Source organism: Bradyrhizobium sp. USDA 4501, from assembly GCF_054062115.1.
In genome coordinates this window covers 7313980-7328313 of the sequence record NZ_JBSSEX010000001.1, presented here as the reverse complement: position 1 = coordinate 7328313, position 14334 = coordinate 7313980, and the positions used below count along the sequence as shown (strand labels likewise).

Annotated in this window: 10 protein-coding genes and 1 pseudogene; 2 read left to right on the top strand and 9 right to left on the bottom strand. The window is 61.7% G+C overall.

Annotated elements, in window-relative coordinates; all coding sequences use genetic code 11:
* Nucleotides 1-31 precede the first annotated feature (31 nt).
* The 4 genes from hspD to groES all read right to left on the bottom strand — a co-directional run bounded on the left by hspD (nt 32) and on the right by groES (nt 3318).
* The gene (gene hspD / locus ACVWZM_RS33835; RefSeq protein WP_018272795.1) at nt 32-487 is read right to left on the bottom strand and encodes a small heat shock protein HspD; all 456 of its coding nucleotides are present in this window, start codon (nt 485-487) and stop codon (nt 32-34) included.
* A gap of 322 nt (nt 488-809) precedes the next feature.
* Nucleotides 810-1136 carry a hypothetical protein gene (locus ACVWZM_RS33830; RefSeq protein ID WP_246786760.1) on the bottom strand — a complete coding sequence of 109 codons (327 nt, stop codon included), beginning with the start codon at nt 1134-1136 and terminating at the stop codon, nt 810-812.
* A gap of 201 nt (nt 1137-1337) precedes the next feature.
* Nucleotides 1338-2960: a chaperonin GroEL gene (groL, locus tag ACVWZM_RS33825; RefSeq protein WP_057018175.1), complete on the bottom strand. Its 1623-nt coding sequence runs from the start codon at nt 2958-2960 to the stop codon at nt 1338-1340.
* Nucleotides 2961-3003: 43 nt separating this feature from the next.
* Nucleotides 3004-3318, bottom strand: a complete 315-nt coding sequence (groES, locus tag ACVWZM_RS33820) for a co-chaperone GroES (RefSeq protein WP_456855663.1) — start codon at nt 3316-3318, stop codon at nt 3004-3006.
* 236 nt (nt 3319-3554) lie between these two features.
* Between groES and ACVWZM_RS33815 the strand changes: the two genes are divergently transcribed.
* Nucleotides 3555-4652: a trypsin-like peptidase domain-containing protein gene (locus ACVWZM_RS33815; RefSeq protein WP_456856818.1), complete on the top strand. Its 1098-nt coding sequence runs from the start codon at nt 3555-3557 to the stop codon at nt 4650-4652.
* Between the two features lie 94 nt (nt 4653-4746).
* On the opposite strand, the pseudogene ACVWZM_RS33810 reads toward ACVWZM_RS33815, so the two are convergent.
* Together ACVWZM_RS33810 and ACVWZM_RS33805 are read right to left on the bottom strand one after the other, a co-directional pair.
* Nucleotides 4747-6088 (bottom strand): annotated as a pseudogene (locus ACVWZM_RS33810) (transposase).
* A 129-nt stretch (nt 6089-6217) separates the two neighbouring features.
* The gene (locus tag ACVWZM_RS33805) at nt 6218-7153 is read right to left on the bottom strand and encodes a PAS domain S-box protein (protein ID WP_456855662.1); all 936 of its coding nucleotides are present in this window, start codon (nt 7151-7153) and stop codon (nt 6218-6220) included.
* Nucleotides 7154-7506: 353 nt separating this feature from the next.
* On the opposite strand from ACVWZM_RS33805, the gene ACVWZM_RS33800 reads away from it, so the two are divergent.
* The gene (locus ACVWZM_RS33800) at nt 7507-8337 is read left to right on the top strand and encodes a methyltransferase domain-containing protein (RefSeq protein WP_063790114.1); all 831 of its coding nucleotides are present in this window, start codon (nt 7507-7509) and stop codon (nt 8335-8337) included.
* A gap of 606 nt (nt 8338-8943) precedes the next feature.
* Here ACVWZM_RS33800 and ACVWZM_RS33795 read toward each other — a convergent pair.
* The 3 genes from ACVWZM_RS33795 to ACVWZM_RS33785 are packed head-to-tail and all read right to left on the bottom strand — an operon-like array spanning nt 8944 to nt 14163.
* Nucleotides 8944-10392, bottom strand: coding sequence for an HlyD family type I secretion periplasmic adaptor subunit (locus ACVWZM_RS33795; protein ID WP_456855661.1), 1449 nt, complete (start codon nt 10390-10392; stop codon nt 8944-8946).
* A complete protein-coding gene (locus tag ACVWZM_RS33790) occupies nt 10379-12520 on the bottom strand; it encodes a type I secretion system permease/ATPase (RefSeq protein ID WP_076828156.1) in 2142 nt (713 codons plus the stop codon). Before ACVWZM_RS33790 ends, ACVWZM_RS33795 begins: the two co-directional genes overlap by 14 nt.
* Before the next feature lie 29 nt (nt 12521-12549).
* Nucleotides 12550-14163, bottom strand: coding sequence for a calcium-binding protein (locus tag ACVWZM_RS33785; RefSeq protein ID WP_456855660.1), 1614 nt, complete (start codon nt 14161-14163; stop codon nt 12550-12552).
* Nucleotides 14164-14334: the final 171 nt, after the last annotated feature.

Below are 14334 nucleotides of genomic sequence, written 5' to 3'. Positions count from 1 at the left end.
GAAGCCTCGCGCGGCGCCGGTCGGAGCCTGCTTAGGCTGCCTTGGCTTCCAATTTCTGGACATTGTCGGCCGATACGCCGTTGATTGCGATACGGCGCGGCTTCATGGCTTCCGGAATTTCCCGGACCAGCTCGATCTTGAGTAAGCCGTTGTCGAATGCGGCGCTCTTGACCTGAACGTAATCCGCCAGGTTGAACTGCCGCTTGAAGCTGCGGGTGGAGATGCCGCGATAGAGAAAATCGCGCTCAGCCTTCTCCGACTTGCTGCCCTCAATGGTGATCACGTTCTGTTCGGCCGTGATCGCGATCTCGTTGGGCGCAAAACCTGCAACCGCCAACGAAATCTGGTAGCGGTCCTCAGACAGCCGTTCGATATTGTAGGGCGGATAGTTGTCCTCGCCGGCCCGCTGGGCCATTTCCGCGAGGTCAAAAAGGCGATCGAAGCCAATGGTCGAACGCCAAAGGGGCGAGAAATCATAAGTGCGCATAGCCAAATCCTCCAAAGAGCAAGATGGTTACGAGCGGCACCGGACACGACCGGTGCCCGTCTCAACGGCCGGACCCCTGAGGCGCCCGGACACCACCGTTCGGTGGCGACAAAAAAATTAGCAAAGTCGTTTTTGGTTTCAAGAGGGGGCCAAAAATTTTTTAGGGCTTTTGGTCCCCAGTAACCTGACCTGACGTCCGTTTCGTTAACAAGCGAGTTATGCACCCGGGCCCGCAATTCGGACAGCGCGGTTGAGGCGCAGGTTCGCCGTCCTCGAGCGCCAGGGAAGCTGCGTGACCCATGGACGGGCCGCGCGTGGAGCATTAGCTCACTTGGGGTGCAGTCCCTTCCAGGTCGGACGGAAGACGAAGGACGTTGGGTTCATTGCTGTCTGGCAACAGCAGCGTGTCCATCTTGAACAGCGGCGGGCTCGGTTTCCAGCTCATCCACTGCATCGAATCCAGATAGGGGATGGGCGGAAGCGGCAGAAGGTGGTTCGCGCGCTCGGGGATTTGCCTTGGGGGACCGTCCAGGCCCCAGGCACCCGCCGGGAGCAGCATTGCCGCATAAGCGAACGCGCCCGCAATCATCATTCGGGCCCGGCGGGCTGAAGTCTCAGCACGAGCGGAAAGGGTATCATTTCCTGTCATCTCATCCTCCTAATTTCGGCAAGCCGATCCAAGCGATGGTGAGAAGGCTGAGGGCGAACACGAGCCAATGCGTTACAGCCGCCCCGCCTTTGGGTGGTGGAGATTGCATGCGCCTGCTCATCTGAAGCTCCTTGGTGCTACCGTTGCTTTCTCGTGGTGGATCGGATGAGCCCGGCCGTCGCCGACCGGGCTCAGGGTTGATCAGAAGTCCATGGACGGCGCGGCAGGCGCCGTCTCCGCCTTCTTCGGCTTGTCGGCCACCAGGGCCTCCGTCGTGATGAGCAAGGCGGCGACTGAAGCCGCGTCCTGCAGCGCGGTGCGGACGACCTTGGCAGGATCGATCACGCCCGCTTTGACCATGTCCTGGTACTCTCCCGTGGCTGCGTTGAAGCCCCAATTGTAGTCGGCGTTCTCGAGCAGCTTGCCGACGACGAGCGAGCCGTCTTCACCGGCGTTCTGGACGATCTGCCGGGCAGGAACCTGGATGGCGCGACGCACGATATCGATGCCGGCCTTCTGATCTGCATTAGAAGCTTTGAGACCATCGAGCGCCTTCAACGCGCGCAGGAGCGCCACGCCGCCTCCGGGCAGGATACCCTCCTCGACCGCGGCGCGCGTTGCGTGCATTGCATCGTCGACGCGATCCTTTTTCTCCTTGACTTCGACCTCGGTGGCACCGCCGACGCGGATCACGGCGACGCCGCCAGCGAGTTTCGCCAAACGCTCCTGGAGTTTCTCGCGATCGTAGTCGGAGGTAGTCTCCTCGATCTGCGCCTTGATCTGGGTGACGCGGGCCTCGATGTCCTTCTTGGCGCCTGCGCCGTTGACGATGGTCGTGTTCTCCTTGTCGATGACGACCTTCGTGGCGCGCCCGAGCATGTTGAGGGTTACGTTCTCGAGCTTGATTCCGAGATCCTCCGATATCGCCGTTCCGCCGCTGAGGATCGCAATGTCCTCGAGCATGGCCTTGCGGCGGTCGCCGAACCCGGGCGCCTTGACGGCTGCCACTTTCAAGCCACCGCGGAGCCGATTGACGACAAGAGTCGCGAGTGCTTCGCCCTCGACGTCCTCGGCGACGATGAGCAGTGGCTTGCCCGACTGCACCACCGCCTCCAGCAGCGGCAGCATGGTCTGGAGCCCGGAGAGCTTTTTCTCGTGGATCAAGATGTAGGGATCCTCGAGCTCGACCCGCATCTTCTCTGCGTTGGTCACGAAGTAAGGCGAGACATAACCGCGATCGAACTGCATGCCTTCGACTACTTCGAGCTCGGTATCGAGGCTCTTTGCTTCCTCCACGGTGATCACGCCCTCATTGCCGACCTTCTGCATGGCATCGGCAAGGAAACGGCCGATCTCGGTGTCGCCGTTGGCGGAAATGGTGCCGATCTGCGCGATTTCCTCGTTGGAGGTGACCTTCTTGGCATGCACCTGCAGGTCCTTGACGATGACTTCAACCGCTAGATCGATACCGCGCTTGAGGTCCATCGGGTTCATGCCGGCGGCGACCGATTTTGCGCCTTCCTTGACGATGGCTTGGGCTAGCACGGTCGCCGTCGTGGTACCGTCACCGGCGAGGTCGTTTGTCTTCGAGGCGACTTCGCGCACCATCTGTGCGCCCATGTTCTCGAACTTGTCTTCGAGCTCGATTTCCTTGGCAACAGTGACGCCATCCTTGGTGATGCGCGGGGCGCCGAAGGATTTTTCGATGACGACGTTGCGTCCCTTGGGACCAAGCGTCACCTTGACCGCATTGGCGAGCGTATCGACGCCGCGCAGCATCCGCTCGCGGGCCTCAGTTGAGAATTTCACGTCTTTGGCAGCCATATTATCTGCTCCTTTCTCGAATGACTGTCAGCTTCCAGCTTGCTCAAGCGGCCTTCTTGAGCGAGCCGGCTTTGTCGACCACGCCCAGAAGATCGCTTTCCTTCATGATGAGGTAGTCCTGGCCGTCGATTTTCACTTCGGTGCCAGACCACTTGCCGAAAAGCACGCGGTCGCCGGGACCAACGTCGAGCGGCACCAATTGTCCTTGCTCATTCCGACCGCCAGGGCCCGCGGCGACGACTTCGCCTTCCTGCGGTTTCTCCTTTGCGGTGTCGGGAATGATGATGCCGCCAGCGGTCTTTTCTTCGGCATCAATGCGGCGCACGAGCACGCGGTCGTGCAATGGACGGAAATGCATGCACATCCTCCTGATTAGGTCAGCGATGTCAAAAATCCGGGTCCGGAAACCGGCCCCCGGGCGGAAGCGACTTAGGTAACGGACAAAATCCGTTCAAGAGCTTCTACGAAAATTTTGGCGGCTCATCCGAACGATGCACTGAGGGCTCTTGAACAGTCGACTTGAGCCAACCAGTTAATCGCCGCCACCGCCCCGGAGGACGGGGCGATAAACGCGTGTGCTACCGGAGAGAAATGATGCGATACTTGCGTGGGCTTGCGCGACTCGGGCTCAGCTCGACGCTGGCATTAACCCTTTCCGGACCGCCAGTTCTCGCCCAAATTCCAGACGTTAACATCGGCCGCGTGCCAACCCTTGCGCCGTTGGTCAAGGAGGTGACGCCGAGCGTCGTCAACATCTCGGTGCAGGGACGCGTGCGCGAGGACAATCCGCTGTACCAGGATCCGTTTTTCCGGGAGTTCTTCGACGTTCCGAAGCAGCTGGAGAAGGAAATCAACGCCACCGGATCGGGCGTGATTGTCGACGCCCAGCGCGGCTATGTATTGACGGCAAACCACGTTGTTGCCAACGCGACCGCGGTGCAAATCAGAACCAAGGATGGCCGAAAGTTTGCCGGTCGCGTGGTCGGCCGCGATGCGCCGACCGATATCGCGCTACTACAGGTCAAGGGGCCCGTCGAGTTGAAAGCCATCGCGCTGGGCGACAGCGACGCGCTTCAGGTCGGCGACTTCGTCATTGCGGTGGGCAATCCCTTCGGCCTGGGCCAGACCGTCACGTCAGGCCTTGTCAGCGCGCTCGGGCGCACCGGCCTTGGTAAGCACGGCTATGAAGATTTCATCCAGACTGATGCTGCGATCAACCCCGGCAACTCCGGTGGCGGCTTGATCAATCTGCGCGGCGAACTCGTTGGCATCAACACGGCGATCATCTCTCCGGGAGGCGGCAATGTGGGAATTGGCTTTGCCGTACCCATCAACATGGCCCGCAAGGTGATGGAGCAGCTCGCGCAGACAGGGCGGGTCGAGCGTGGCCGCATCGGCGTTGCGCTGGAGGATCTCGAGGCGCCCGCTGCGGGTGTGACGCAGGGTGCCCGTGTCAAGGAGGTCAGCCCCGGCTCGCCCGCAGAGCGCGCGGGCCTTCGCCGCGGCGACATCATTCTGAAGGCCAACGAAATCCCGATCCGCAGCGCCACGCAAATGCGCAACCTCATCGGGCTGACCGCGGTCGGTCAGCAAGTGCGGCTGACTATTGAGCGAGAGCGCGCCACAGAGAGCGCCACGGTCGAGGTCGCACCGTTGGCCGAGCCCAAGCCGAGAGGGCGCGGGCCGGGGTGACGAATGTCTGCATATGGTCGATTCCGTTGAAAAAGGCTGGCAGTATTTCGTTTTAGTAGCTCCGCCGCGACGTGGCCGAACTGCTCTACCGACCCTATGCGAGCCTCCGGGTGGGCATCGGGATCAGCTTGGCCATCTTTCGAAGGTTTGTGGGCGGTGGCTGCGAGGATGAACTCGTCGCGCGCGCCGTTTGGACCTCGCAAACGCAAACGGTCGAGCTTGAGAATGCGCTTGAGGTGCGCGAACAACGTCTCGATTTTCTTGCGCAGCCGGCGCGAGGTGCCTCCCTCCCACGATCTCGCGATCTGGCGCGCCATGTCGCGAGCGCCCTCATAGATAGCGCGGCACTCTCCGTGAAGCCTGTTTGGGGCAACACCGAGCCTTCAATGCGCATCGATCACAATCGCGCTTGCTGGCGAGGTAAAGCATGGTGGCACCATCATTCACCAACGTTCCCGTCGTGGTAAGAACTTTGCCACCAGGGCAACGATAGATGTCCCCAGCATGGTCATAGGTGAAGTCGTCGCGCGAGAAGATCCCGTCTGTGCGGGGCCGACTTGTCGAAGACTGTAACGTGCGGCTTGATGCCGTGCTCATAGACTAGCCAGGCGAGCATCTCGGCCGAGCCATAGCAGCTGTCGCCGAGGAGCCGGCTCGGATAGAGATCAAAGCGCTCCAGCGAGCGCTCAATCATGCGCTTAGCGGTCAATACCTCCGCCTGCCGGATTGCCGTCGTTGCCTCAACACCGACGATGATCGCGTTCTCGATGTCGACCAGGTAGTTCGTCGAATAGGCGAAAAACGCTTGGCCGCCGTGCGCCCCGTCCAGCGCGCCGCCGGATCGGAGAGCGATATGAACTTCGGGGTGACCTCGGTCGCGGCTCCGAAAGCGGCATAGCCAGACGCTCATCGATTGCTCGACCGGCAGCATGCGGCAGAAGTCCCTTATCGCCTTCGATCCCCTTCTGCCGATTGGCATCGGCCTTGATCAGGCTCGCATCAACTGCAAATCCTTCACCGCCGACCAGTCGCTCCTCGATGCAGCGGCACAAGACGCTCTCGAACACGTGACGGAAGAGGTCGCTCTCCCGGAAGCGGCCATGCCTGTTCTTGGAGAATGTCGAGTGATCCGGCACCGCCCCATCCAGACCGAGCCGGCAGAACCACCGATAGGCCAGATTGAGGTGGACCTCATCGCACAGCCGCCGCTCCGATCGGATGCCGAAGCAGTAACCGATCAGGAGCATCCGGATCATCAGCTCGGGATCGATCGAACGTCGGCCGATGCTGCTGTAGAAAGGCGCCAGCTCCTGCCTGACCCGTTCAAGGTTGACAAACCTGTCGATCGACCGGAGCAAGTGGTCGGCGAGGATATGCCTTTCGAGCGAGAACTCATAGAACAACGCAGCCTGGTCGAGTTGCCGATGTCCCATCATGATCTTCAGTCCTGCCAATTAGACAGACTGAATCACTGATACCTCTGCGTCGCAACAGCCGCCATTTTCAACAGAATCGGCCATAAGCAAAAGTTGTAGCGGCGAGAGCAGCGAAGCTCGATTGGCATCTCACGTCGGAACGGCGATTTCGCAAACCAGCCCTTCCGCGCGCCAGTCAAACAGCACCTTCCCGCCAAGTGGATTGATCGTCCCTTCGATGAGCCGACTACCAAAACCCTTACGTTGGGGCGCCTTTACCCTCGGTCCGCCCAGTTCGGTCCAGCGGAGCACCAGCTGTCCATCCTCGGCGCGCGACCAGGCCAATTCTATCCGGCCTCTTGTGTTGGATAGCGCTCCATACTTGATAGCATTGGTTGCTAACTCATGCAGGACAACAGCAATCGCCTGCGCAGCGATGGGTTCTAACACCGTCTGCAGCCCCTCCATCACAATCCGCTTCTGGTGACTCTCTTCGAGGTAAGGGGCAAACTCCTGCTTGGCGATCGCCGAGACTTCGGCTCCTATCCACCGCGTTTCAACAAACAGCGAGTGAACATTTGCCATCGCTTGGATGCGCCCGCTGATCACTTCCTTGAGGCCCTCGGAGGTGTCGGACTGAGAAAGGTTGATAATTGCCTGTACGTTAGAAAGGATGTTCTTGCTTCGATGCTCCGCCTCGCGAGCCAGAATGCTAATCTGCTCCTGAGTTCGCTTCTGCTGGGTAATATCTCTAGCAATTTTTGATGCGCCGACGATGTTGCCGTGGGCGTCTTTGACAGGAGAAACAGTTAGCGAAACGATGATTGAGCTACCATCCCGACGTCGCCGGACAGTCTCGAAATGGTCGATGCGCTCGCCTCGTCGGATGCGGGTTAAAATCTCCCGTTCTTCGCTGAGCCGGTCTTGCGGAATCACGATTGTAATGGGCTGACCAATAGCCTCCGTGGCCGAGTAACCGAAAATGCGCTCGGCCGCCTTGTTCCAACTCGTAATAATGCCATCTAGATTCTTGCTCACAATTCCATCGTCGCTGGACTCGACGATGGAGGCCAGAAGATTGGCCAATCGCTCAGCGCGCTCCAGAGCCCGCTCGCTGGCCAACGGCTTGAGTTGAAATCCCGACTCGTTTTTAGGCCCCAATGGCCGCTCCCCGAAACCCAGATGCTGCACCGCCGTTGGTGCCCAATCATAACACCAAATGCAAAGAGCTGCGACGTTTCCGCTGGGTCAAAAGCCGCCCTTGGCGGTCAGACCGGGCGACTTCCGCTTTATGACCGCAAGCCAACGTTTATGAGTACACGCCTCAGATCGAGCACTTTGCGATGTTCACGTGCGCTAAAGGGCCGCGACTGCTGTCCCCCTCGATGTGCTAGCTTCACACGGAAGCGAGCGGGGGACGTGGCTATCAAGGATAGGCCATGGTTGACCAAGGACAATGGCAAGTAGCTGGAAATGCCGCTGAGACATACGAGGACGCCCTTGTTCCGGCTGTCTTCGCACCTTGGGCACCGCTCGTAGTTGCACTCGCAGACCCGCGAGCAGGTGAGCGCGTATTGGACGTCGCATGCGGTACCGGCGTGGTGGCGCGGCTCGCCGCGCAGCGAGTAGGCCCCGCCGGGAGCGTGACCGGTCTCGACCTGAATCCCGGTATGCTGGCGGTCGCCGCCTCAATCGCAGCTGCCCGCCCGACCACAAGCGCACCGATCACGTGGCAAGAGGCCAGCGCGACGAACATGCCTCTGCCTGCGGGGACATTCGATGTCGTGTACTGCCAATTGGGACTCCAGTTCTTTCCAGATCGACCCGCCGCACTGCGCGAGATGTATCGCGTGCTGGTACCTGGCGGCCGCCTCGGCTTTATGGTGTGGCAGGACATCCAATACAGTCCTGGGTTCAGCGCCTTAGCCGGTGCGCTTTCGCGGCACGTCAGCACTGAGGCGGCGAGCATAATGCGCGCTCCTTTTGCGCTCGCCGATGCCAAACAGCTACGCGCGCTTGTGGCTGCGGAAGGTTTCAGCGACATAACGATTGAGTCGGCTGCAGGAACCGTTCGTTTTCCGTCAGTTTCGCGGTTCGTGCAGGACTATGTGCGCGGATCGCCGCTCTCAGGCCATGTGGCCAAAGTCTCGGATGAAACCCGTAGGGTCTTGGTCAGCGAGGTAGAAGACGCGCTGACGTCTCATGTCGCCGATGATGGGTTAAAGTTTCCGATAAAGGCACACCTCGCCAGTGCGGTGAAGGGAGCATAGTGGTCGGACATAGCCGATGTTCAAATGAAGGTTTCGCTGGCGCTTGCGGGTTGGGGCCGACGTCCGGGATGGTCAAAAGCCGACCACGACGCCCCGCTCGACTTTGGTCGGCTTCCCTCCCGGCTGCGGACATTGGGGGCATTCTAAGAAAGGTCGGTAGCGTCCACTGCCCACGATCCGCCTGCTTCACGAAGCGCCTCATCAGCTTCCCCCCACACAATGACCAGGGAATCTTAGAAAAGCATCGACGTTTTCACACGGCCAGGGCCACAAGACGAGCCCATTCGGTCAGGGCTGCGAGTCTGCTCTGCCTCAAGGGCGGACATCCCGGATTTATGAGTGCGTGCGTAGAGCGCGATGCGATCAGGTTGAATGGTCATAGCGAAGTCGGTGGGCTCCCGCTCGCAAGGAGTGCAGCGCGGCGGTCGAGAGACCGATTCAACCCGACCTCATCATGCTCCAGCAGGCCGTCGTCACGCCCGCGGTTCGCCGAGCGCGTGTATCAGCCGGTTGGTCTAGCCAAACAGCGCCGCCGACAACACCAGATCGAGCTATTCCAGCGTTTGAACGGCCTTGCCGAAATCAGTGCGAACATTACCCTGCCTACTAGCGCTCCCGCAAAGTTTCCTGCCGATAGCGGCGGAGCGGCGACAACAGATAGCTCAGGATGGTCCGCGATCCCGTCTTGATCTCCACCGTGACGGCCATGCCGGGCGACAGATTGACCATTCTGTCGTCGATCTGCATTTGGGTAGAATCGAGCGAGATTCGCGCGCTGTAGTTCAGTTCCTGGCCTTTCGGCTCGCTGCTCTCGCGTGCCGTACCCAGCGCCCGATCGCCGGCGCGATCCTGCGGGCGGTCGCGGATCACGGCGTCCTGTGACACCGACAGCACCTCGCCATGCAACAGGCCGTAGCGGGTGAAATTGAAAGTATCGACCTTGATTTCGGCTTGTTGTCCGGCATGGATGAAGCCGATATCGCCGTTCGACACCATGGCCTCGATCTCGAGCCGGCTCTCGCTCGGCACCACCACAAGCAGCTGCTGCGCCGGCGTCACTACGCCGCCAACGGTGTGAACCGCAAGCTGCTGCACCACGCCGTCCACCGGCGCCGTCAACTGCTGCAGCTTCGTTCTTTGCTCGGCCTTGATCAGGTCCTGGGTGAGCCCACTCGCTTTCTGTTCGGCCTTGGCGAGGTCGTCGGAGATCGTGTGCCGATACTCCGCTGCCACTTGGCTGCGCGTCTCGCGAATCGCTGCGATGGCCGCTTCCGTCTCGTGCAAGCGACTGGTCTGAACCACGAGTTCCTCCTGCTGCTCGACCAGGAGCTGGAACACCTCGAAATAGGTCAGCTTCGAGCCCAGTTCCTTCTCCACAAGCATCTTGCGGATATCGACGCGTGATTGAATGACCGGAATGATGGTCTCCAGCTTGTGGATCGTCGCCCCTGTCGTGGCCAGTTCGGCTTCCTTCTGAGCTTGCTGTCGCGCGAGCCCGGCGATCTTGGCGCGATGCTCCGTCACCTGATTGAGCAGCAGCTGACGCTGCGTGTTGATCAGCTCCGGATCTACGCCGGCCGACGGCATGAAATCGGCCGCTGGATTCTCCGAAAGCGCCGCGCGCAAACGTGCGATATTGAGCCGCTCGGCAAGGAGGTCGTTGCGCAGATGATCTCGCTCCGCCTCGTTCGCGGTCGGATCGAGCTCGATCAGGACATCGCCGGCCCTGACCACCTGGCCGTCCTGTACCCGAATGGAGCGCACGACGGCGGTCTCGAACGGCTGGATGATCTTGACGCGACTGCTGGGAAGGACTTTTCCCGTGGCCGACGCGACGATATCGATCGTGCCCCACCAGGCCCAAGCCAGAGCCAGGCAGAACAAGACGACGATCGTACTGCCGATCGTGCGACCGAGCGGCGATGGCGGCGTCTCCACGATTTCAAGCGCGGCGGGGAGAAACGCCAGCTCTTCGCGGCGCCTCCCTCGCGGACTGCGGAACGCGATCACGTGTTGCGTTGACGGTTTAGGCGCCGCGAGTTCAGCCGACCTCATGGAATCCTCCCTGCAGCCGATGCAGCGACGCATAGCGGCCGCCGGTCTTGATCAATGTGTCGTGGCTGCCATCCTCGACCAGGCGGCCGCGATCGAGCGTCACGATGCGGTCCGCCGTCCGCACGGTCGACAGCCGGTGCGCGATCACCAGCACGGTCCGCCCGTTGGCGATATCCTTCATGTTCTGTTGAATGATTCGTTCGCTCTCATAGTCCAGCGCGCTGGTCGCTTCGTCGAAGATCAGGATGCGCGGGTCGGTGACGAGGGCCCGCGCAATGGCGATCCGCTGGCGCTGGCCGCCGGATAGAGTCGAACCGCGTTCGCCCACCATGGTGTCATAGCCTTCTGCGAGTTCGAGGATGAATTCATGCGCGCCTGCAAGCCGCGCCGCCGCGATCACGCGCTCCATCGGCATCGCCGGATCGGCAAGCGCGATGTTGTCGCGCACCGAGCGGTTGAACAGCATGTTTTCCTGCAGCACGACGCCGATCTGGCGGCGCAGCCAGGTGGGCTCGGCCATCGCGAGATCCATTCCGTCGACCAGCACGCGTCCGCGTTCCGGAACGTAAAGCCGCTGGACCAGCTTGGCGAACGTGCTCTTGCCGGACCCGGAAGGTCCGACAACGCCGACGATCTGGCCTGCCGGCACCTCGAACGAGACGTCGCGCAGGACTTCCTGCCCGTCCACGCGATAGCGGAACGAGACGTGGTCGAACTTGATGTCCCCCCGAATCGCCGGCAGCCGCGCCCGCGCCGCCGAATAGGTCGGCTCGGCGGCGGTGTTAAGAATATCACCGAGCCGTGCGATCGACAGGCGCGTCTGGTGGAAATCCTGCCAGAGCTGAGCAAGACGCAGCACCGGCGTACTCACCCTGCCGGCGAGGATATTGAAGGCGACCAGCTCGCCCACGGAAAGGCTGCCGTCGATCACGAGCCTTGCGCCACAGTAGAGGATACTTGCGGTGACGAGTTTGCTGACGAGCTGCACCGTCTGGCTTACACTGTTGCCGAGGCTCAGGACCCGGAAACTCGCAGCCACATAGCCCGCCAGCTGCTCTTCCCAGCGCCGCTGCATCTGCGGCTCGACCGCCATGGCCTTGACCGTCTCGATCCCGGTGACGCTCTCGACCAGGAAGGCCTGGTTCTCGGCGCCGCGGCGGAATTTCTCGTCCAGCCGCTGCCGGAACAGCGGCGTCGCTCCGGCGGAGATCGCGATATAGAATGGGAACGAGCCCAGCACGATCCAGCTGAGCAGCGGCGAGTAGAAGAACATCACGCCGACGAAGACGAAGGTGAAGAACAGGTCGATGAGCAGCGTCAGCGCCGAACTGGTGAGGAAGCTCCGGATGTTTTCCAGCTCGCGAACTCTGGCCACCGAATCGCCGACGCGACGCGCCTGAAAATAGGCCATCGGCAAAGCCAGCAATTGCCGAAACAGCCGTGCGCCGAGTTCGACGTCGATGCGGTTGGTGGTGTGCGCGAACAAATAGGTCCTCAGAATTCCCAGCACGGTCTCGAAAGCCGAGATCGTCACGAGCCCGAGCACGAGGACATCGAGCGTGCTCAGCGATCGATGCACCAGCACCTTGTCGATGACCACCTGGAAGAACAGCGGCGAAGCCAGGCCGAGCAGTTGCAGGAAGAATGAGGCGATCAGCACTTCACCCAGCAGATGCCGGTATTTCTGGATCGCGGCGACGAACCAGCTGATGTCGAATCGCCGCGCCATGTCGGACAATCCGGCACGTCGGGTCATCAGGATCAGCTGCCCATCCCAGATGGCGAGGAGTTCGTCCCGTGACATCAATGCTGGCCGAGGCGCAAGCGGCGACTGCACCAGCACCCGGTCCGCATCTGCCTTGGCAAGGAGAAGGAATCCGCCATCGCGCAGGGACGCGATGGCGGGCAAGGGCGTGCTGCCGAGCCGTGACCAATCGGTTCGGTAGGCACGGGCCTTGAGGCCGAGATCCCTGGCGCAGCGGAGCATATCCGCTGCGCCGATCCTGTCCGTTCCCAGCCGATGCCCGATCTGTCCGGCATCGGCCGCAACGCCCTGGAGATGCAGCAGCGTTACGAGGATTTCGAGACCCGGGTCGGTCGGTCTCGCACCATTGGTTTCGATGCTCATGGTTGTTCTCCAGGACGACGCCGTCGGCCTCAGGCGGCGTGCGGCTGAGCGAGCTGCGGCTGCTGGCTCAACGGCGGCTCGGCGACGGGCATCGCGCCGTGATCCGCTCCCGCCGAGACGAAGCTCGACGCCATGAACTGGCCGAGCAGGCTCGCGCTTGCCGCCGCCGTATGCGCGAGGCCTGGCGCCGCGCCCGGGATCACGACGTTGTGTCCCGCACCGCCATCGAGGACATTCTGCGGGCTGCCGCCGAGCAGAATGTCATCGTCCGCGCCGCCACTGAGGATCTCGCTGCCGTTCCCGCCGATCAGGACATCGTCGCCGCCGCCGCCATTGGCAGTGAGCAGGATGCCGTTGCGCAGTCCGGAAGCCGAGATCACATCGTCGCCGCCGAGGCCGTTGATGACGAGACGGTCGCCGGCGCCGACATTGGAGATGGTCACGTCCGTCGCAAGTCCCGTCACCGTGATGACGCCGTTGCTTTCCGTGACATTGATCGCGTCGTCACGGTTGGTCGCATTGAGCACAACCGTGTCCGGCTGCGCGTCATTACCGTCGAGGTCGATGTTGACCTGACTGACGCTGGTGCCGGTCAGGTCGTTGACGGTGATGGTGTCCGCACCAGCTAGCGCATTGACATCGATGGTCTCGATGCCGGCGAGGTTCATCGAGACCGTGCCGACGTCGCGGGTTAGGGTGGCGCCGCTGCCCTTGGCCGAGACGGTCATGTTCTCGGTCACATTGGCGCCGTTGAACACCAGGGTGTCGTTGCCGTCACCGCCGTCGACTTTGTCGCTGCCGTCACCCGGATTCCAGACGAAGGTGTCGTCGCCCGCGCCGCCGAACAGCTGATCGTTGCCGCGGCCGCCGATGATGGTGTCGTTGCCGTCACCGCCGAGCAGCGTGTCGTTGCCGTCGCCACCGGTGATGGAGTCGTTGCCCGCACCGCCGTCTACGGTTAGCTTGATCAAGCTGGAAAGGCCGTTTCCGGCGGTGAAGACGTCGTCGCCGCCATTCATGTTGAGCACGATGTTCTCGGTGGTGCCGATATCGAGCGAGAACGGCGCCGGGCTGATGCGATCGAATCGTACGCGGGAGCCGTTGGCGGTGAGGATGAAGTTTTCGGCGCCGTTGCCGCCGTTGACCTGGGCGGTGTCGATGCCGTCGCCACCTTCCATCAGGTCGGTGCCATCGCCCGGATTCCAAACCATGAGATCGTTGCCGGCGCCGCCGAACATCTGGTCGTCGCCCGCGCCGCCAACCAGCGTGTCGCTGCCTCCGCCGCCGAACAGCAGGTCGTTGCCGCCCTTGCCGATCAGGGTGTCGTCGCCCGCGCCGCCGAACAGCCGATCGTTGCCGGAGCCGCCGGTGATGACGTCGTTGCCGGCGCCGCCGAACAGCTGAGCTGCCGGGAGTGCACCGTTGGCCTCGTCCAGCGCGATTGTGTCGTTGCCGCCGGTGCCGAACACCTGGATCAAGGAGGTGTTAGCGACCGTCGAGGTGCCCCCCGTGACCGGGACCGCGCCGCCATTCACGAGGATCGTTCCGGCCGCGGAGCGACTCACGGTGATCGAGTTGTTGAGATTGTCGTCGAACACCGACAGCAGGCCGGTGGTCGGAGAAAAGCCAGCTTTGATAGCCATGGTCGTCATCCTTCCAGAGGTTTCATGCCCCTTGACCGATACTTAGCCGCGAAGAGGATGACAGGCTTGAAGCCGGTCTTGAGAACGCCGTGATTTGCCTGAAGAAGCCCTGCTGATTTCCTGATTGTGCTATTGTGATCGGGCCGTGATCGGGCCGTGATCGCCTGAGCC